Below are 19151 nucleotides of genomic sequence, written 5' to 3'. Positions count from 1 at the left end.
CACGTTCCCGTGCGCATGTGCGCCTCGTGCCGCCGCCGGCGGCCGAAGCGCGAGCTGCTGCGCGTGGTGCGCACGCCCGCGGGCTGGCGGGTCGACCCCACCGGCAAGGCGCCGGGCCGCGGGGCCTACGTCTGCCCCGACGAACCCGCCTGCCGGGAAGAAAAGAAACTGAGGCGCTGGGCCGGAGCCGGGGCACGAGCCCTGGCCGAAGCGCTCGCCGCCCATTTGGGAGGAGAAGATGGCGAAGGTTCGAATTTACCAACTGGCCAAAGAGCTGGGCATGGAGAACAAGGAGCTCATGGAGCTCCTGGACACGATGGGGGTGGAGTATAAGTCCCACGCTTCGACTCTCGACGAGGAGACCGCGGCGGCCGTCAAGGAGATCGTCGCCGAGCAAAAGGGCCTAGAAGAGAAGAAGAAAGCCGAGGAGGCGCGGGCGGCGCTTCCCAAACGGCCCCCCGTGGTCACGATCATGGGCCACGTCGACCACGGCAAGACGACCCTGCTCGACTACCTGCGGCACAGCCGCATCGCCGAGCGCGAGGCCGGCGGCATCACCCAGCACGTGGGGGCCTTCACCGTCGAAACGCCCCAGGGCAAGATCGTCTTCATCGACACCCCGGGCCACGAGGCCTTCACCACGATCCGCGAACGCGGGGCGCGGGTGGCCGACATCGCGGTGATCGTGATCGCCGCCGACGACGGCATCATGCCCCAGACCAAGGAGGCCATCGCCCACGCCAAGGCCGCGGGCGTGCCCATGATCTTCGCGATCAACAAGATCGACCTGCCGCGCGCCGACGTGGACAAGGTGATGCAGGACCTGATGAAGGAGGGGTTCGTTCCCGAGGCCTACGGCGGCGACGCCATCGTGGTGCCGATCAGCGCCAAGACCGGCGAGAACGTGGACGAGTTGCTCGACATGATCCTGCTGGTCGCCGAGATGGAGGACCTGCGCGCCGACCCCGAGGCCGAGCCGCGCGGCGTCATCCTCGAGTCCAAGCGCGACAAGCAGGCGGGCGTGCTGGTGACGCTCCTGGTACAGGAGGGCACCTTCCGCGTCGGCGACTACCTGGTCGCGGGCGACGTCTGGGGCAAGATCCGCGCGATGATCGACCCCGACGGCAAGCAGGTGAAGGAGGCGCCTCCGGGCACCGCGGTGCAGGTGCTGGGCTTCCGCGACCTGCCGGAGGCGGGCACCGCCGTGGAGTGGGTGCCCGACGAGGTGGCCGCCAAGCACATCGCCGAGGAGCGCCAGGAAGAGCGCAAGGCGCGCGAGCAGGAGGAGGCCGAGCGCCGCAAGGTGAAGAGCATGGCCGACCTGCTGCGGCAGATGCAGGAGGGCCAGAAGGCCGAGATCAACCTGATCCTGCGCGCCGACACCCAGGGCTCGCTCGAGGCCATCAAGGGCATCCTCGCCAAGGAGGAGACCGAGGACGTCAAGATCAACGTCCTCCTCGAGGCCGTGGGCGCGCCCACCGAGGGCGACATCCTGCTGGCCAGCACCACCGAGAACGCCGCGATCCTCTCGTTCGGGGTCAACCCCCCGGGTTCGGTCAAGAAGAAGGCCGAGCAGAAGGGGGTGCTCCTCAAGAGCTTCCGCATCATCTACGACCTGATCGACGAGGTGCGCGAGATGGTGCGCGCCCAGACCGAACCCGAGATGAAGGAGGAGGTCGTGGGCCACGCCGAGGTGCGCGCCGTCTTCAAGCTGCCCAAGGGCGGCAAGGTGGCGGGCTGCATGGTGACCGACGGCAAGATCGTGCGCAACGCCGAGATCCGCGTGCTCAGGGGCGGCGAGGAGATCTGGAGCGGCCGCATCGACAGCCTCAAGCGCTTCAAGGACGACGTGCGCGAGGTCGCCGCCGGCTACGAGTGCGGCATCCGCCTGGCGGGCTTCGACGACTTCCAGGAGGGCGACGTGCTCGAGGCCGTCCGCCAGGTCGAGGTCAGCGAAGCCCAGTAGACTGCGGAGAGCCATGCGCCGCCTCGCCCTTGCCTTCCTCTTCGTCCTCGGCCTCTCCTGGGGGCTGGCGCCGCATTCCCCGGCGGCCCCCGGCCCGGGGTCGGGGCCGGGGTTGGGTTCGGAGCGGGCCTACCTGGACGCCGCCGGCGCCGGGCCGCTGCTCGCGGCCCAGGCGCTGCCCGTCGTGGGGCCGCTCCGGCAGCGGGCCTGGCGGCGTCCGACCTCCGAGCGCCTCTACGCGGCCGCGCCGGTGTGGCCGGTCCGACGCCGCTTCCTGCAGTTGATGCGCTTGCAGCTCGAGGGCGGCTAGCCGCGGCGGTTCGCGGAAAGGCCCCTCGACCCCAAGTCCGTTCGACCCTACGATTTCGCAGGAGTACCTATGAAGAAGATCGACACCACAGCCATCTTGTTGTTCGTCCTTTTCGTGGCCGCGATCGCGGCGATGTGGAAGCCCTGGGCGCCGAACGAGCCCATGATCAACCTGGGCCTCGACCTCAAGGGCGGCCTGCGCGTCGTGTTGCAGACCGACAACCCCAATCCCGACCCCGACGACCTGGAGAAGGCGCGCCTGGTCATCGAGAACCGCATCAACGGCCTGGGCGTGGCCGAGCCGCTGATTCAGATCGCCCAGCCCAACCGCATCGTCGTCGAGCTGCCCGGCCTCTCGCCCGAGGAGCAGGACAAGGCGCTCAAGCTGATCGGCCAGCAGGCGGTGCTGGAGTTCCGCATCGTCAAGCAGGACGCCCAGGGCAAGGCGACGTCCGAGCTGACCCTGGACGACCTGGGTCCGGTAGAGCTCAAGGGCTCCGACCTCGTCGACGCCCGGGTGCAGTTCGACCGCTTCAACCGGCCCGAGGTGGCGCTCGAGTTCACCCCCGAGGGCGCGAAGAAGTTCGCCGACCTGACCCGCAACAACATCGGCCGCCGCCTCGCCATCGTCCTCGACGGCACGATCTACTCGGCCCCCAACATCCAGACCGCGATCACCGACGGCCGCGCGGTCATCACCGGCATCAACGACCTCGACGAGGCCACCCAGATCGCCCTGGTGCTGCGCTCGGGCTCGCTGCCGGTGCCGCTGCACGTCGAGGAGGTGCGCGCGATCGGCCCCACCCTGGGTAAGGACGCGATCCGCGCCGGCATCGTCGCCTCCGTCGTGGGGGCGCTCTTGATCTTCGTGCTCCTCTACCTCTACTACGGGTTCTGGTTCGGCAGCGTGGCCGCCATCGGCCTGCTCTACATCGCCCTGCTGATCATGGGCGTGCTCTCGGGCCTCGGCGCGGTGCTCACCCTTCCCGGCATCGCCGGTTTCATCCTCACCCTGGGCGCGGCCGTGGACGGCAACGTCCTCTCCTTCGAGCGCATCAAGGAGGAGCTCAAGCTGGGCAAGAAGCTGCGCCAGGCCATCCCCGACGGCTTCGTGCACTCGACGGTCACGATCCTCGACGCCAACATCTCGACGCTGCTGGCCGCCGCGGCCCTCTACCAGTACTCCACCGGCCCGGTGCGCGGCTTCGCGGTGATGCTGGCCATCGGCATCGTTGTCGCGGTCTTCTCGAACCTGGTCTTCAGCCGCTGGATGCTCGAGCGGATCGCCGCGGCGCGCGAGGTCATTCCGCCCTACTGGATCTGGGGCACCAAGATTCCCTTCCTCAAGGAGGCGCGCATCTTCACCCCCGCGACCCTGACCTTCGCGGCGTTGATGGGCGCGGTCGTCTTCTTCAACGGCTTCAACTTCGGCATCGACTTCACCGGCGGCACCGCCTACCTGGTCCGGACCGGGCCCGAAGTGACCGTCGACCGCATCCGCAGCTTCCTCGACGAGGTACAGATCCAGGGCGTCAGCGCCAAGGAGGCGATCATCACCGAGGTGGAGAGCCCGCTCGCCGACTACAAGGAGTTCTCGGTGCGCGTGGGCCTGCTTTCCAATGACGGGGTGATCGCGCTGCGCAAGGCCTTCGAGGAGAAGCTGAACGCCGAGGTGCTGCAGTCGGAGGTGGTCGGCCCCGCCGTCGGCGCCGAGCTGCGGCGCAACACCGTCCTGGCCGTGCTCGTGGGTCTGGGCCTGATCCTGATCTACATGGCCTTCCGCTTCGACTGGATCTTCGGCGTGGCCTCGGTGATCGCCGTGGGGCACGACGTGGCCATCACCGCGGGCGCCTTCAGCCTCATGGGGCTCGAGTTCACCATCCCCATCGTGGCGGCGCTGCTCACCATCATCGGTTACTCGATCAACGACTCGATCATCGTCTCCGACCGCATCCGCGAGAACCAGAAGGTGGTGCGCGGCATCCCCTACAACGAGCTGGTCGACCTCTCCATCAACCAGACGCTCTCGCGCACGGTGATGACCTCGTTCACCACCATGCTGCCGCTCTTCGCCCTGCTCTTCATCGGCGGCCCGGTGCTGCGCGACTTCTCGATCGCACTGCTTATCGGCATCCTGGTGGGAACGTTCTCCTCGATCTACGTGGTGGGCTCGCTCGTCACCTGGTGGAAGATGCGCCAGCCGGCGCCGCGCAAGAAGGCGCGCACCTGAGCGCTTCTCCGCCGACGCCGCCCCCTCGGGGGCGGCGCCTTGCTGCCGTATACTCAGGGCAGCAAGGAGGGGGTATGCGACTCGTACACTGGCTTTCGTTCCTGCTGGCGCTGCTGGCCCTGATCACCGTCGTGACGGTGCAGGCGGTCCAGCCCGCGGCCCGGCTGGCCGTCCCCGGTCTGGGAACGGTGCCGCTCTTGTGGGTGCTGGGGCTCGTCTTCGCCCTGGGCTTCCTCGCTGGCTGGGTCTACCTGCCGGGTTACGCCTGGGCGCTCGCGCGCGAGCGGCGCGCCTGGAAACGCGAACGCGCCCGTTTGGAAGCGGAACTGGCCGAGCTGCGGCCCCGCCAGGTGGAGGAGGTGCCGCGCATCCCCGACCGGCCCGTGCCCGACCCCGACGAAGCCGGCGCGTGAGCGGCCCCGAACGCTGGACCCTGAGGCCCTGGCCCGCGGTGGGCGAGGTGGCGCGCCTGATGGCGCGCCTCGCGGTGCCGCCCGAGGTGGCGGCGGTGCTGCTCGACCGCGGCTTTCGCGATCTCGAAGACCTGGACCCGCCACTCGAGCCCCCGCCGCTCCCGGGCCTCCACGAGGCGGCGGCGCGCATCGTGCGCGCCATCGAACGCGGCGAGCGGATCCGCATCCACGGCGACTACGACGCCGACGGCGTGACCGCCGCGGCGATCCTGACGCTGGGTTTGGGGGAGCTGGGCGCCGACGTGCACGCCTTCATTCCCCACCGCCTGCATGACGGCTACGGCCTCAACATGGCCCGGGTGCCCGAGCACCGCGCCGCCGCCGACCTGCTCGTCACCGTCGACTGCGGCGTCAGCAACGCCGCCGAGCTGGCCGCGCTCACCGAGGGCGGCGTTTCGGTGATCGTCACCGACCACCACGCGGTCCCCGACGAGCCCCCGGAGGGTCTGATCGTCCACCCCGCCTACAGCCCCGCCCTCGAGGGCCGGCCCTGGCCCACGGGCGCGGGGGTGGCCTTCTTTGTGCTCTGGGCGGTGCGCGAGGCGCTGGGCAAGCCGCCGCCGCTCGAGTTCACCGACCTGGCCGCGATCGGCACCGTGGCCGACGTGGTGCCGCTTTTGGGCGTGAACCGCGCCCTGGTCAAGGAGGGGCTGCGGCGGCTGCGGGAAAGTCGCCACGTGGGCCTGCGCACGCTGGCCCAGCGCCACTGCACGAACTACGACGCCGTCGAGGTAGCCTTCCGCATCGCCCCGCGCATCAACGCCGCGGGGCGGCTGGGCGAGGCCGAGACGGCCTTTCGGGCGCTTACCACCGACGACCCCCTGGAGGCGGCCCGGCTCGCCGACCGGCTCGACGCGCTCAACCGCGAACGCCAGCAGGTGGAGGAGGAGATGCTCGAGCGCGTCCTCCCCACCGTGAACCCCGAAGATCCCGCGATCGTGATCCACGACCCCGAGGGCCACCCCGGCGTCATGGGCATCGTCGCCAGCCGGGTGCTCGAGCGCTTCTACAAGCCGGTCTTCATCGTCGCCCGGGGCAAGGGCTCGGTGCGCAGCACCCCCGGCATCAGCGCCGTGGGGGCCCTGGCCGCCGCCGCCGAGCACTTGAAGGGCTACGGCGGGCACGCCGGGGCGGCGGGGTTCTCGATCGACCCCGAGCGCGTGCCCGGCTTCGCGGCCGCCATCCACGCCTACGCCCGGCGCCACCCCGCGCCCCGGCCCGAGGTGCGCCTCGACGGCCCCCTCGACGCCGACGTAATGGACGAGGTCTACCGCAGCCTGCTCTTGCTCGAGCCCTTTGGCGAGGGCAACCCCGAGCCCGTCTTCTACACGAGCGGTCCCGTCACCCGGGTGCGGCCGCTCTCGGAGGGGCGACACATCTCCTTCAGCCTCGGGGGCGTGCGGGTGATCAAGTGGAAGGACGAGGGGAACGGGGTCGAGGAGGGGCGCGAGCTCGAGGTAGCCGCCCAGCTCGTCGAGAACGCCTGGCGGGGCGTGCGCAACCTGGAGCTCAGGGCCGTGGCCTACCGTGCGCCCGCAGGGTTTTCTTGCGAGGGCGGGGGCCTTGCCGTGGAGGCGCTCGATCCGCGGGCCGCGCTGGAGCGGGCCCGCCGCGAGGGTTGGGGCGTCTGGGGAGCGGGGGAGGGGCGGGCCTACCTGGAGGCCCAGGGCTACCGCCTGGTCGCCCCCGAGGCCGCCGACGTCTGGTTCGCGGTCCCGCCGGAGCCGGTGGCGCGCCCGCAGGCGCGGCTGGCGGTGAGCGAACGGGCGTTCGAGCGGCTGCTCGTTCCCGCGAGCCGCAGGGAGCTGCTCGAGGCCGTCCGCAAGGGTGCGGCCGCCGATTCGGCGCTCGCGCTCCTGCTCGCCGAGATCCAGGGCCACGAACCCCACCGCTGGCTCGAGGTCTCGCCCGCCTACCGCCGCTGGCGGCTGGCGCGGGCCGCACTCGAGCGGCTGCGCACGGCCTTCCATCGCGGCGATCCCCAATGCCTGGGCCGCGCCCTCGAAGACTGGTGGGCCGCCTGGGCCCAGCTCTCCCACGAATAATTATCACCACAGGTAAAGGTTTATTGACTTCTTTTTCGCGCTGCGCTACACTTCGGATGGCCCAATCATGTGGTAAAAAAACTATAAGGAGGTAGGAAATGAAAAAATACATGAGAGTCGTATTAGCCGCCCTTTTCGCTCTCGCCCTCGGGGCCTTCGCCCAGGGCGACAAGGTGGTGATCGGGTACTCGATCAGCACCCTGAACAACGCCTTCTTCGTCGGCATGACGAAGGGCGTCGAGAACGGCGCGAAGAAGTTCGGGGTCGAGCTGATCACCGTCAACGCCAACGGCGATTCGGCCAAGCAGGTGGCCGACGTGGAGGACCTGATCACCAAGGGCGTGGACGCGATCATCATCAACCCGCGCGACGCCGAAGCCATCGCCCCCGCGGTCAAGAAGGCCCTCGACGCCGGCATTCCCGTCTTCGCGCTCGACCGCGGCGTGACCGGCGTCGAGGTGACCTCGTTCCTCGAGACCGACAACGTCGCCATGGGTCGGCTCGCCGCCGACCTGATCGCCGAGGCCATGAAGGCCAAGTACGGCGAGGTGAAGGGCAACGTCATCGAGCTCGTCGGTCTGGTCGGCACCACCGCCGCCCGCGACCGCGGCAAGGGCTTCCACGAGCAGCTCAAGAAGTACCCGGGCCTCAAGCTGGTCGCCTCGCAGCCCGCCGACTTCAACCAGGAAAAGGCCTTCAACGTGACCAGCAACCTGGTGCTGGCCCACCCCGACGTGGACGCCATCTACGGCCACAACGACGACAACACCGTGGGCGCCGCCCGCGCGCTCAAGGCCATGGGCCGCCTCAAGAAGGTGGGCGATCCCGGCCACATCTACATCGTGGGCATCGACGGCATCAAGCAGGCGCTCGACCTGATCCGCCAGGGCTACATCGACTGCACGATCTCGCAGGAGCCGGTGCTCATGGGCGAGAAGGCCGTCGAGTTCGCGGTCAAGTACCTGAAGGGCGAAGAGGTGCCCAAGCACTTCTACACCCCCTTCACCCCGGTGACCAAGGACAACGTCGACAAGCGCCAGAACTGGGCCGAATAACCGAAAACCGGACCGGACCGGGCGCGCGCCCGGTCCGGTCCTCCCACCTCCGTTTCCAGAGGCACCGCACCCCACGATGAAACCCACCCCCGTACTGGAAACCCTCAACCTGACCAAGGTCTTTCCCGGCGTCGTCGCCCTCGACGACGTCTCGCTCACCCTCTACCCCGGCGAGGTCCTGGGGCTGGTGGGCGAGAACGGCGCGGGCAAGTCCACGCTGATGAAGCTGATCGGCGGGGTCTTTCCGCCGACGCGCGGCCGCATCCGTTACCGCGGGGAGGAGGTGCGGTTCCGCACCCCCAAGGACGCGCTCGACGCCGGCATCTCGATCGTCTATCAGGAACTCAACCTGATCCCGCACCTGAGCGTCGCCGAGAACATCTTCATCAACCGGCTGCCGCGCCGGCGCGGTTTCGTGGACTGGGGGCGGCTGTACCGCGACGCCGCCCGCATCCTCGAGGCGAGCGGCATGGGGGAGATCGATCCGCGCGCGGTCGTGGGCGGCCTGCCCATCGGCGTGAAGCAGTCGGTGGAGATCGCCAAGGCGCTTTCCTACGACGCCCGGGTGCTGCTCCTCGACGAGCCCACCTCCTCGCTCACCGGGCCCGAGATCGAGAACCTCTTCAGGGTGATCCGCCGGCTGCAGGAGCAGGGCATCGGCATCGTCTACGTCTCGCACCACCTCGACGAGATCTTCGAGATCACCGACCGGGTGCACGTGTTGCGCGACGGCCGCACGGTCGTCGAGACGCCCACGTCCGAGACGGACGAGGAGACGATCGTCGCCCGCATGGTGGGCCGCGACCTTCAGGACATCTACTACAAAGGGGACCACCGCCCCGGCGAGGTGGCGCTCGAGGCGCGCGGCCTCAGCGACGCGGTGCTCGACGGCGTCGACTTTCACGTGCGCCGTTCCGAGGTGGTGGGCATCTACGGCCTGCTCGGATCGGGCCGTACCGAGCTGCTCAAGGCGATCGTCGGGGCGCGGACGCTGCGCTCGGGCGAGGTGCATCTGCGCGGCCGGCCGGTGCGTTTCCGCCACCCCCAGGAGGCCGCCCGCGCCGGGGTGATCTACTCCTCGGAGGACCGCAAGGGCGAGAACCTCTTCTTCGGTCAGCCCATCTGGAAGAACGAGACCTACCTGGCGCTGCAGATTGGCCGCTTCGTGCGCATGGGCTTCGCCCAGGTGGCCGAGGAGCGCAGGGCCGCGGACGCCTACAGCCGCAAGCTGGGCGTCAAGGCGCCCTCGATCGACGTGGACGTCTACCACCTCTCGGGCGGGAACCAGCAGAAGGTCTGCCTGGCCAAGGCGCTGATCAACGATCCCGAGGTGGTGCTGCTCGACGAGCCGACGCGCGGCATCGACGTAGGGGCGAAGCTCGAGATCTACAAGCTCATCGCCGAACTGGCCGACCAGGGCAAGGCCGTGGTCTTCGTGAGCTCCGAGCTTCCGGAGGTCATCGGCTGCGCCGACCGCGTCTACACGATGGCCGGCGGGCGCATCACCGCCGAGCTGGTGGGCGACGCGATCACCGAAGAGAACGTGCTCCGGTACTGCCTGCAAACCGCTTCGCCGGGGGAGGCTGCGTCATGAAGTTGAACAAATCCCTTTTGTCCAGCAGCGAGTTCATCGTCTTCCTGGGGCTCCTGGCCGTGGGGGCCTTCTTCGCCTTCACCTCGCCCGTCTTCCTGACCAAGTTCAACCTGCTCAACATCCTGCTGCAGTCTTCGATCCAGGGCATCATCGCCATCGGCATGACCTTCGTCATCCTCACCGCCGGCATCGACCTCTCGGTGGGTTCGGTGGTCGCGCTCTCGGGGGTGCTCATGGCGCTGATGCTGCACGGCGGCGTGCCGGTCTGGGCGGTGATCCTCATCAACCTGGCCTTCGGCGTCGCGGTCGGGGCCTTCCACGGGTTTTCCATCACCAAGATCGGCATGGCCCCCTTCATCGTCACCCTGGCGACGATGGCCATGGCCCGCGGCCTCACCATGGTCTTCTCTGACGGCAAGACGATCTTCGACTTCCCGCCCGCCTTCGAGTTCTTCGGCGCCGGACAGATCGGTCCGATCTCGGTCGCCGTCGTGATCTTCCTGCTCTACGCGCTGGTGGCCGAGGTGGTGCTGCGCAGCACCGTGCTGGGGCGCAACATCTACGCCGTCGGCTCCAACATCAAGGCCGCCGCGCTCTCGGGGATCCGCACCCACGGGGTGCTCTACTTCGTCTACATCGTCTCGGGGGTCTCCTGCGCCATCGCCGGTCTGGTGCTCACGGGGCGCCTGGGCGCGGCGATGCCCACCGCGGCCATGGGCTACGAACTCGACGCCATCGCCGCGGTGATCATCGGCGGCGCTTCGCTGATGGGCGGCAAGGGGACGATCGTGGGCACGATCATCGGCGTGCTGCTGATCGGCGTGATCAACAACGGCATGAACCTGCTCAACGTGCCGCCCTTCTGGCAGAGCTTCCTCAAGGGCGCGGTCATCTTCCTGGCGGTGATGATCGACAGCCTCAAGAACCGCCCCAGCGAGGTCTAAGGAGGAGTGCCATGGCCATGCTCAAAGGAATCCCCCCACTGCTTTCGCCCGAGCTGCTCGCCGCGCTGGCCGAGATGGGCCATGGCGACGAGATCGCCATTGTGGACGGCAACTACCCGGCCCACTCCTCGGGCCCGCCGGTGATCCGCGCCGACGGGTTGGGCACGCCCGAGCTCGTGCAGGCGATTCTCGAGCTGATGCCGCTCGACACCTTCACGGACGCCAACGTCTGGTACATGGACAACGGCGAGGCGGCGAAGCCCGAGATCTGGAAGGCCTTCGACGCGGTGCTCGCCGACTCGGGCGAGGACGCCCGGGTGGCGGCCATCGACCGTTTCGCCTACTACGAACGCGCCCGCGAGGCCTACGCCATCGTGGCGACCAGCGAGACCCGGCTCTACGCCTGCATCATCCTCAAGAAAGGGGTCATCTTCCCGGTTTAACCCGGTACACTGACCCCAGAGGTGATGCCTTGTACGCCCGATCCACCGAGCCCTCCGAGGTCCGGGTCCACACCGCCGAGTTTCGCATCTACGGAACCATGCACCTGCCCAAGGGCGGGGGCACGGCCACCTTCCTGAACAAGGACAAGCGCCCGCTCGTTCCCATGACGGGCGTGCTCGTCTACGCCCCCGGGTACGACCACCCGCCGCGGGCCGAGGAGATGCGCGCCACCGCCGACTTCCTGGCGGTCCAGAAGCGCGAGATCCTCTGGGTCGTCGGCGGCCGCCCCGACCGGATGGAGCTCCCCGGCGTGCCGGTGAAGAAGCAGCGGATGGCGCTGCTCTTCGGCTGCTGCGTGCTCGTGGGCGTCCTCGTCACACCCGGAGGGGTGAGGCTGTCCGACTTCCTGGCGAGCGCCAAGCCCTTTCAGACGCTTTTCGACGTCAAGCTCTACGCCCTCGCCGGCGACACCCCGGCGCGCGAACTCGAGGTGCGGCAGGCCTTCGAGTTCGTGACCGTCAACGTGCAGCGAATCCTGGGCATCATGGAGGCCCCCAGGCTCGACGACGAGGACACCCGGCTCACGCTCTTCGGCTGAACGAAAGGGGCCCGGCCGGGCCCCTTTCGAAGCGCAGCCGCTAGAAGCGGGCCAGCACCGCGCGGATGCGCTCGAGCTGGCTCTTCGCCTCCTCCAGGTTGCGCCGTTCGCGCTCGACCACCTCGGCCGGGGCGCGCTCGGTGAAGCCGGGGTTGGCAAGTTTCTTCTCCAGCCCGGCGATGCGGCGCTCCAGTTCGGAGGCCTTCTTCTGCTGCTTCTGCTTCCAGGCCTCAACGTCCACCAGCCCCTCGAGCTCGAGCCAGACGGTGACCTGGGGCGTGACCGCGCTGACGGCCTTCTCCGGCCGGCCCTCCTGCACCTCGGCGCGGGCGAGGAAGCGGAAGAAGTCGGCGTTCTCGAGCAGCACCGCCGCCCCCGGCCCCTCGGCGTGGACGGTGAGCTCCTGCTGGGGCGGCAGGCCCAGCTCGGCCCGGAGGCTGCGGGTGGCGGTGACCGCGTCCTGGAGCACCTTGAAGGCGGCCAGGGCCTCCTCGTCGGCGGCGAAGGCCTCCGCCTCGGGCCACCCGGCCAGCGCCAGCTCGGCTTCGGGGTCCTGCTTGAGGGCGGTGTAGATCTCGCTGGTGACGAAGGGCATGAAGGGGTGGAGGAGCTTCAAAAGCGCTTCGAGCGCCGTCTCCAGCCCCCGCAGCGTCGCGGCGTTGCCCGCGCGCAGCGCTGGCTTGGCGGCCTCGATGTACCAGTCGCAGAACTCGCTCCAGACCAGCTGGTAGACCTCGCGGCTGGCGAGCGCGAGCTCGTAGGCGTCGTAGAGCTGGGTGATGTTGCGGATGCCCTCGCGCAGCCGCGCTGCCATCCAGCGGTCGGCCAGGGTGGGCTCGTCGGTCTTCGCCTCGAAGCCCTCACGGTTCATGAAGACGAAGCGGGCGGCGTTCCAGAGCTTGTTGGCGAAGTTGCGGCCCATCTCCACCCAGCGGCGGTCGAAGCGGATGTCCTGCCCGCCGGTGGCCAGGTGGATGAGGGCGAAGCGCAGCGCATCGGCGCCGTACTGTTCCACCAGCTCGAGCGGGTCCACCACGTTGCCCTTCGACTTGGACATCTTCTTGCCCTTCTCGTCGAGGACGAGGCCGTGGAGCATCACCGCTTCGAAGGGGCGGCGGCCGTCGAAGTGGTAGCCCGAGACCTCCATGCGGCTGACCCAGAGGAAGAGGATGTCGTAGCCGGTCACCAGCACGCTGGTGGGGTAGAAGGCGCGGTAGTCCTCGGTGTCCTCGGGCCAGCCCAGCGTCGAGAGCGGCCACAGCGCCGAGGAGAACCAGGTGTCGAGGACGTCGGGGTCGCGCTCGAGCTCGGTGCTGCCGCAGACGGCGCACTCCTTGGGATCCTCGTCGAAGCGCTCCGGTTCGGGCACGGTCACGTGCCCCTCGGGGCAGTACCAGGCGGGGATCTGGTGGCCCCACCAGAGTTGGCGGCTGATGTTCCAGTCGCGGATGTTCTCGAACCAGTCGATGTTGACCTTGCGCCAGCGCTCCGGGTAGAACTTGATGTCGCCTTCCTTCAGCTTGGGCAGCACCTCGTCTGCGAGCGGCTTCATCTTGAGCCACCACTGCGGGAAGAGGGCGTACTCGACCGCGGTGCCGCAGCGGTCGCAGGTGGCCAGCGCGATCTGGTAGGGCTCGGCCGCGCGCAGGTAGCCCTCTTCTTCCAGCGCCTTCGCCACGGCCTTCCTCGCCTCGAAGCGGTCCAGGCCGCGGAAGCGCTCGGGCACCCGCCCTGAAACCAGCTTTCCTTCCAGGTCGATCACGCTCGGCTCGGGCAGCCCGTGGCGCCGGCCCACCTCGTAGTCGGTCGGGTCGTGCGCCGGGGTGATCTTGAGCGCGCCGGTGCCGAACTCGCGCTCCACCGCCTCGTCGGCGATCACCGGAATCCAGATCTCGGTCAGCGGGATGCGCGCCTTCTTGCCGATCAGGTCCTTGTAGCGCTCGTCTTCCGGATGCACCGCGATGGCCACGTCGGCAAAGATCGTCTCCGGCCGCACCGTGGCGATCCGGATCTCGCCGCCGCCCTCGAGCGGGTAGGCGAGGGTGTAGAGCGTGCCCTGGGTGGGGGTGTTGGCCACCTCCAGGTCCGAAAGCGTCGTCTCGCAGCGGGGGCACCAGTTGAGCAGGCGCTCGCCGCGGTAGATCAGGCCCTCGTGGTGGTAGCGGACGAAGGCGTAGCGCACCGCCCGGCTGCGCGCCTCGTCCATGGTGAAGGCCAGGCGGCTCCAGTCGGCGCTGGCGCCGAGGCGCTTCAGCTGCTCCAGGATCTGGCCGCCCGACTCCTCGCGCCACTGCCAGACGCGCTCCAAAAACTTCTCGCGCCCCAGGTCGTGACGGGTCTTGCCTTCCTTCGCCAGCAGCCGCTCGACGACCACCTGGGTGGCGATGCCGGCGTGGTCGGTGCCGGGCAGCCACAGCGCCTCGTAGCCGCGCAGCCGCTTGTAACGCGTCAGCGCGTCCTGCAGGGCGTTGTCAAGGGCGTGGCCCATGTGCAGCACGCCGGTCACGTTGGGCGGCGGCATGACGATGACGAAGGGGGGCTTGCCGCTGTGCGGATCGGCGACGAAGGGCCGCTCGGCCCAGCGTTCGGCCCAGCGGGGCTCGACCTGGTGGGGATCGTAGGCTTTGGACAGTTCCTTCATGCGTACCTCCGGTGGGGGGCCAAGAAAAAGCCCCGCGTCCGTGCGCGGACGAGGAGGATTCCCCGCGGTACCACCGCGCTTCGTGGGGCTTCGCCGGATGCGGGAGGTGGGTCGTGGGAAGTGGGGAAGACCCTGCTTCCTACCTCCTACCTCCGGTCGGCGCAGCCGACCACGCACTCTTTCGCGCTGTCTCGGGCGCACCCGGCGGGGTCTACTGAGCCTTGCGGCCGTTCTTCCCGCGGCGCCTCGGGCGACGTTCGGCGGTGCGGCGGCGGGCCCCTTCCAGCCGTGGGGGCCCTCTCTGGAGCCGCGCGGGCCGCCTACTCCTCCCGAGCAGGCCTTGTTCCGAGTATAGCAGCGCTTCGCGGCGGGCCCCAACGTATAACGAAAAATCGACCGAGCGCTTCAAAACCGATATACTGAAGCCATGCTCCCGACCGCGCTCGACGACGAAGGCAGGGCTTCGGAGACCTTCCGCGCCAACGCCAGCGCCTGGGTGGACCGCATCACCGCCTACCGCGAGACCCTGGCCGAACTGCGCCAGGGCGGCGGGGAGCGCGCGATCCGGCGCCAGCACGAAAAGGGCCGCCTCACCGCCCGCGAACGCATCGCCCGGCTGGTGGACGAGGGCAGCTCCTTCGACGAGCTGATGACCTTCGCCGGCTGGGGCATGTACGAGGAGTGGGGCGGGGCCCCCGGCGGCGGCACCGTGACCGGCATCGGCCGCATCCACGGCCGCGAGTGGATGATCATCGCCAACGACGCCACCGTCAAGGCCGGGGCCTTCTTCCCGATTACCGCCAAGAAGGTCATCCGGGCGCAGACGATCGCCTTCGAGAACAAGATTCCCACCGTCTACCTGGTGGACTCGGCCGGCGTCTTCCTGCCGTTGCAGGACGAGGTCTTTCCCGACCAGGACGACTTCGGCCGCATCTTCTACCTCAACGCCCGCATGAGCGCCGCGGGCATTCCCCAGATCAGCGCCATCATGGGCAACTGCGTGGCCGGCGGGGCCTACCTGCCGGTGATGACCGACGCCCTGGTGATGACCGAGGGCTCGGGCCTCTACCTGGCGGGGCCGGCGCTCGTCAAGGCGGCCATCGGTCAGGAGGTGAGCTCCGAGGAGCTGGGCGGGGCGCGGATGCACGCCGAGGTCTCGGGCACGGTCGACTTCTACGAGCCAAACGACGAGGCGGCGCTCGAACGGGTGCGCACCCTCGCCGGCCTCTACGCCGAGCCGCGGCGCGCCCGCTGGGCGCAGGACCGCAAGGAGGCCGCGCCGCCGGCCTACGACGCCCGCGACCTCTACGGCCTGGTGCACCCGGAAGGGGAGAGCCCCTACGACGTGCGCGAGGTGATCGCGCGGCTGGTGGACGCCTCCGAGTTCCACGAATACAAGGCGCAGTGGGGCGAGACGCTGGTGACCGGATTCGCACGGCTGGGCGGGTTCCCGGTGGGCATCGTCGCCAATCAGCGGCTCGTCATCAAGAAGAAGGGCCGCATCGAGGTGGGCGGGGTCATCTACGCCGAGGCGGCCGACAAGGCGGCCCGCTTCATCCTCGACGTCAACCAGATGCGCATTCCGCTGTTGTTCCTGCAGGACGTCAGCGGCTTCATGGTGGGCAAGGCCTCGGAGGAGGCGGGGATCATCCGCCGCGGGGCCAAGCTGGTGAACGCGGTTTCCAACTCGGTGGTGCCCAAGATCACGGTCATCCTGGGCGGCTCGTTCGGCGCGGGCAACTACGCGCTGGCGGGCAAGGCCTACGCCCCGCGGCTGCTCTTCGCCTGGCCCAGCGCCAAGTATGCGGTGATGGGCGGCACCCAGGCGGCGAATACCCTCCTGCAGCTCGAGGTGGCGCAGCTGAAGCGCAAGGGGCAGGAGCCGAGCGCCGAGGAGCTGGAGCGGCTCTACGAGGAGATCAAGAGCCGCTACGACGCCACCCTCGACCCCCGCTACGCCGCGGCGCGGCTGTGGGTGGACGAGATTATCTTCCCCCACGAGACCCGCGAGCGCCTGATCCGGGCGCTCGAGGCGGTGAGCCTGGACGACTCGGAAGCGCCCTTCAAGACGGGCGTCTTCCAGGTGTAGGGGACGGGTTGTGGCCGAACGCGTGATCTACGTCGAGTGCCCCCGGGACGCCTGGCAGGGGTTCGCCCGCACCATCCCGACCGAAGAGAAAGCCGCCTTCCTGCGCCAGCTGCTGGACGCCGGCTTCGACCACCTGGACCTGGCCAGCTTCGTCTCGCCCAAATGGGTGCCGCAGATGGCCGACTCCGAAGCGGTGCTGAAGCTGCTGCCGCCGCCCGACGGGCGCGACTATCTGGCCATCGTCGCCAACGAGCGGGGAATGGAGCGGGCGCTGGCGGCGGAGAACCTGACCTCGGTGGGCTACCCCTTCTCGATCAGCGAGACCTTTCAGCAGAAGAACACCCGCCGTTCGGTCAAGGACTCGTGGCCGCTGGTGGAGCGGATGCTCGAGCGGGCGCGAAGCGGCGGGCTCGAGCTGGTGGTCTACGTCTCCATGGGCTTCGGCAACCCCTACGGCGACCCCTGGAGCCCCGAGGCGGTGGTGGACTTCGTCGGCCGTCTGCGTGCGCTGGGCGTCCGCCGCATCGCCGTCGCCGACACCTACGGGGTGGCCGGGCCCGAGCGCATCCACGAGGTGCTGGCGGCCGTCGCCGCCGCGTACGGTGCGGCCGACCTGGGGGCCCACCTGCACAGCCGCCCCGATCCGGACGAAGTGCGGGCCAAGGTGGACGCGGTGCTGGACGCGGGCGTGCGCTGGCTCGAGGGGGCGCTGGGCGGCGTGGGCGGCTGCCCCTTCGCCGGCGACGATCTGGTGGGCAACCTGCCGACCGAGGTCGTGGTGCCGCACCTGGAAGCGCGCGGTCTGCGAACCGCCGTCGAAATCGAGGCGCTGGCTATGTTGGTGGAGGCGGCGACCCTGCTGAAGGCCCGCTACGCTTGAGCTAGCTTTGGTAACCCAGTTTTTCCAGCCACTCCCGCGCTGCGGATTCACACTCCAGCCGGGCGCGGCGCTCGGGTTCGAACCAGGCCAGGAGGGCGGCCTCGTCTTCCAGGTACGGGCCGCCGCCCGGGGCGAGCACGAGCTTGTGGTCGCCGTCGGCGAGCCACAGAAGCCCCACCAACGGGGCGCGCGTTCGCGATTTCGGCGGGAGCGGCGGCCCCAGCACCACCGCGTCCACCTCCTCGCCGTCGGCGGGATTCAAGACATCGGGGAGAAAGCCGTAGTTGACCGGGGCGGCGACGCCTTCGCGCCTGTAGGTGAAGGCGCCGTCCCGCCACTCCCAGCGCTCCCGGCGGCCCTTGGACCACTCGACGACGACCTCCGGCTTCACCCCACCCCCAGGAGCACGCGCGCCACGCTCAGGTAGATGACGAGGCCGGAGACGTCGGAGATGGTGGCGATGAGCGGGTTCGAGATGAGGGCCGGGTCCAGCCCCAGCTTTTCCAGCACGATCGGCAGCAGCGCGCCCGCCAGGTTGGCGACGATGACGAGCAGGAAGAGCGCCAGCGCCACCACCGGCGTGACGCCCAGGTAGCCGTCGAGGGCCACCTTGAGGGCGATCAGCGCCGAGAGGGTGAGGCCCAGGAGGACGCCGACGCCCAGCTCCTTGAAGAGCACGCGCGGCCAGTCGCTCAGGTCGATGTCGCGGGTGGCCAGGGCGCGCACGATCAGCGTGGACGACTGGTTTCCGGTGTTGCCGCCGGTGCCGAGGAGCACCGGGATGTAGAAGGCCAGCGCCGTCGTGGCCTCGAGCACCGACGAGAAGCCCGCCAGGATCGTGGAGGTGAACATGCCGGTGACGATCAGGATGACCAGCCAGCGGGCGCGGGCGCTCCACAGTTCCCAGGCGTTCGAGCGGCTGTAGACGAGCTCGGGGGCGTCGACCGCGCCCAGGCGGTGGATGTCCTCGGTGGCCTCTTCCTCGAGCACGTCGATGACGTCGTCGATGGTCACGATGCCCACGAGCCGGCCTGCATCGTCGGTGACGGGAACGACGGTGAGGTCGTAGTCGGCCATCACCCGCGCCACCTCTTCCTGGTCGGTTCCCGTGGTCACGTGGATGACGTCGGGGTTCATGATCTCGGCCACCCGCATCGAAGGGTCGGCCACGATCAGGTCCCGCAGGCTGAGCACCCCGACGAGGTGCCCTTCGTCGTCGAGGACGTAGAGGTAGTAGACCGTCTCGGCGTCGGGGGCGGCGCGCCGGAGAAACTGCAGCACCTCGTCGACGGTCATCCCCGCACGCACGGCCACGTACTCCGGCGTCATCAGCCCGCCGGCGTCGTCCTCGTCGTAGGCGGAGAGCGCCTCGACCTCGGCCCGCGTCTTGGGGTCGAGCCACTCCTTCAGCTGGCGCGCCAGGGCCGGGTCTTCCTCCTCGACCGCCTGGAGGGCGTCGGTCAGGTCGTCGGGGTCGAGCTCTTCGAGGATCTGGCGCACCCGCCAGGGCGGCAGGGTTTCCAGGAACTCCGCCTGGTCCTCGGGGTCGAGCTCGCTGAAGACCTGGGCGGCGGCTTCGGCGTCCAGGTAGGTGAGGAGGACGTACTGGTGTTCGCCCGGAAGGTCGTCCCAGTGCTCCAGGATCTCCTGCGGGTGGATCTTGTCGCCCAGCGACTGCACGAGGGCCACGTCCCCCTTTTGCAGGGCGCGGGTCAGGGAGTCGAACAAGTTTTCGCGCACCTGGGTCCGCATGGAGCCTCCTGCAGCGGGGATTCGGCTTAGAGAAAGCCAAAGCTCAGTCTAACACGTGCCGCGAAATCCTCCGTTTGCACGACGCTGGATAACCGCGTGGGCAAGGGCGCATACCGCGTTGGGCGCATCGC

16 protein-coding genes are annotated in these 19151 nt (G+C 69.2%); 13 read left to right on the top strand and 3 right to left on the bottom strand.

From position 1 onward, the window contains the following. Positions 1 to 15 precede the first annotated feature (15 nt). The 11 genes from OCEPR_RS12515 (at position 16) to OCEPR_RS06795 (ending at position 11658) form a co-directional block, all read left to right on the top strand. Positions 16 to 333, top strand: a complete 318-nt coding sequence (locus OCEPR_RS12515; RefSeq protein ID WP_083804390.1) for a YlxR family protein — start codon at positions 16 to 18, stop codon at positions 331 to 333. Further along, a complete protein-coding gene (gene infB, locus OCEPR_RS06840; protein WP_013457979.1) occupies positions 239 to 1966 on the top strand; it encodes a translation initiation factor IF-2 in 1728 nt (575 codons plus the stop codon). Before OCEPR_RS12515 ends, infB begins: the two co-directional genes overlap by 95 nt. 13 nt (positions 1967 to 1979) lie before the next feature. Continuing rightward, the gene (locus tag OCEPR_RS06835) at positions 1980 to 2276 is read left to right on the top strand and encodes a hypothetical protein (RefSeq protein WP_013457978.1); all 297 of its coding nucleotides are present in this window, start codon (positions 1980 to 1982) and stop codon (positions 2274 to 2276) included. A 69-nt stretch (positions 2277 to 2345) separates the two neighbouring features. Further along, complete coding sequence (secD, locus tag OCEPR_RS06830; RefSeq protein WP_013457977.1) at positions 2346 to 4505, top strand: protein translocase subunit SecD; 2160 nt, start codon at positions 2346 to 2348, stop codon at positions 4503 to 4505. Between the two features lie 74 nt (positions 4506 to 4579). Beyond that, positions 4580 to 4918: a LapA family protein gene (locus tag OCEPR_RS06825; RefSeq protein WP_013457976.1), complete on the top strand. Its 339-nt coding sequence runs from the start codon at positions 4580 to 4582 to the stop codon at positions 4916 to 4918. After that, positions 4915 to 7023: a single-stranded-DNA-specific exonuclease RecJ gene (recJ, locus tag OCEPR_RS06820; RefSeq protein ID WP_013457975.1), complete on the top strand. Its 2109-nt coding sequence runs from the start codon at positions 4915 to 4917 to the stop codon at positions 7021 to 7023. The genes OCEPR_RS06825 and recJ overlap by 4 nt, the downstream gene beginning before the upstream one ends. 110 nt (positions 7024 to 7133) lie before the next feature. Then, complete coding sequence (locus OCEPR_RS06815; protein ID WP_148229277.1) at positions 7134 to 8078, top strand: sugar ABC transporter substrate-binding protein; 945 nt, start codon at positions 7134 to 7136, stop codon at positions 8076 to 8078. A 76-nt stretch (positions 8079 to 8154) separates the two neighbouring features. After that, complete coding sequence (locus OCEPR_RS06810) at positions 8155 to 9672, top strand: sugar ABC transporter ATP-binding protein (RefSeq protein WP_013457973.1); 1518 nt, start codon at positions 8155 to 8157, stop codon at positions 9670 to 9672. Beyond that, complete coding sequence (locus OCEPR_RS06805) at positions 9669 to 10616, top strand: ABC transporter permease (RefSeq protein WP_013457972.1); 948 nt, start codon at positions 9669 to 9671, stop codon at positions 10614 to 10616. Before OCEPR_RS06810 ends, OCEPR_RS06805 begins: the two co-directional genes overlap by 4 nt. Positions 10617 to 10627: 11 nt before the next feature. Further along, positions 10628 to 11059: an RbsD/FucU family protein gene (locus OCEPR_RS06800; protein ID WP_013457971.1), complete on the top strand. Its 432-nt coding sequence runs from the start codon at positions 10628 to 10630 to the stop codon at positions 11057 to 11059. Between the two features lie 29 nt (positions 11060 to 11088). Further along, on the top strand, positions 11089 to 11658 hold the full coding sequence (locus tag OCEPR_RS06795; protein WP_013457970.1) for a DUF6812 domain-containing protein: 570 nt from the start codon (positions 11089 to 11091) through the stop codon (positions 11656 to 11658). A 40-nt stretch (positions 11659 to 11698) separates the two neighbouring features. Here the strand turns inward: OCEPR_RS06795 and OCEPR_RS06790 are convergent, their stop codons facing one another. Beyond that, complete coding sequence (locus tag OCEPR_RS06790; RefSeq protein ID WP_013457969.1) at positions 11699 to 14299, bottom strand: valine--tRNA ligase; 2601 nt, start codon at positions 14297 to 14299, stop codon at positions 11699 to 11701. A 427-nt stretch (positions 14300 to 14726) separates the two neighbouring features. Between OCEPR_RS06790 and OCEPR_RS06785 the strand changes: the two genes are divergently transcribed. Together OCEPR_RS06785 and OCEPR_RS06780 are read left to right on the top strand one after the other, a co-directional pair. Continuing rightward, positions 14727 to 16388 (top strand): acyl-CoA carboxylase subunit beta, encoded by a 1662-nt coding sequence (locus OCEPR_RS06785; RefSeq protein WP_013457968.1) that lies wholly within the window; start codon positions 14727 to 14729, stop codon positions 16386 to 16388. A gap of 10 nt (positions 16389 to 16398) precedes the next feature. Further along, positions 16399 to 17268, top strand: a complete 870-nt coding sequence (locus tag OCEPR_RS06780; protein ID WP_013457967.1) for a hydroxymethylglutaryl-CoA lyase — start codon at positions 16399 to 16401, stop codon at positions 17266 to 17268. A 1-nt stretch (position 17269) separates the two neighbouring features. Here the strand turns inward: OCEPR_RS06780 and OCEPR_RS06775 are convergent, their stop codons facing one another. Together OCEPR_RS06775 and mgtE are read right to left on the bottom strand one after the other, a co-directional pair. Beyond that, positions 17270 to 17659, bottom strand: coding sequence for an inorganic diphosphatase (locus tag OCEPR_RS06775; protein ID WP_013457966.1), 390 nt, complete (start codon positions 17657 to 17659; stop codon positions 17270 to 17272). After that, the gene (mgtE, locus tag OCEPR_RS06770; protein ID WP_425357643.1) at positions 17656 to 19008 is read right to left on the bottom strand and encodes a magnesium transporter; all 1353 of its coding nucleotides are present in this window, start codon (positions 19006 to 19008) and stop codon (positions 17656 to 17658) included. The genes OCEPR_RS06775 and mgtE overlap by 4 nt, the downstream gene beginning before the upstream one ends. Positions 19009 to 19151 lie beyond the last annotated feature (143 nt).

It is taken from the genome of Oceanithermus profundus DSM 14977 (assembly GCF_000183745.1).
Taxonomy (GTDB): Bacteria; Deinococcota; Deinococci; order Deinococcales; family Marinithermaceae; genus Oceanithermus; species Oceanithermus profundus.
This window is presented reverse-complemented; position numbering and strand designations above follow the sequence as displayed.

Coding starts and splice junctions, on each gene's coding strand:
- OCEPR_RS12515 (WP_083804390.1), top strand. CDS start 16: ATGTGCGCCTCGTGCCGCCGCCGGCGGCCGAAGCGCGAGCTGCTGCGC.
- infB (WP_013457979.1), top strand. CDS start 239: ATGGCGAAGGTTCGAATTTACCAACTGGCCAAAGAGCTGGGCATGGAG.
- OCEPR_RS06835 (WP_013457978.1), top strand. CDS start 1,980: ATGCGCCGCCTCGCCCTTGCCTTCCTCTTCGTCCTCGGCCTCTCCTGG.
- secD (WP_013457977.1), top strand. CDS start 2,346: ATGAAGAAGATCGACACCACAGCCATCTTGTTGTTCGTCCTTTTCGTG.
- OCEPR_RS06825 (WP_013457976.1), top strand. CDS start 4,580: ATGCGACTCGTACACTGGCTTTCGTTCCTGCTGGCGCTGCTGGCCCTG.
- OCEPR_RS06815 (WP_148229277.1), top strand. CDS start 7,134: ATGAGAGTCGTATTAGCCGCCCTTTTCGCTCTCGCCCTCGGGGCCTTC.
- OCEPR_RS06810 (WP_013457973.1), top strand. CDS start 8,155: ATGAAACCCACCCCCGTACTGGAAACCCTCAACCTGACCAAGGTCTTT.
- OCEPR_RS06805 (WP_013457972.1), top strand. CDS start 9,669: ATGAAGTTGAACAAATCCCTTTTGTCCAGCAGCGAGTTCATCGTCTTC.
- OCEPR_RS06800 (WP_013457971.1), top strand. CDS start 10,628: ATGGCCATGCTCAAAGGAATCCCCCCACTGCTTTCGCCCGAGCTGCTC.
- OCEPR_RS06790 (WP_013457969.1), bottom strand. CDS start 14,299: ATGAAGGAACTGTCCAAAGCCTACGATCCCCACCAGGTCGAGCCCCGC.
- OCEPR_RS06785 (WP_013457968.1), top strand. CDS start 14,727: ATGCTCCCGACCGCGCTCGACGACGAAGGCAGGGCTTCGGAGACCTTC.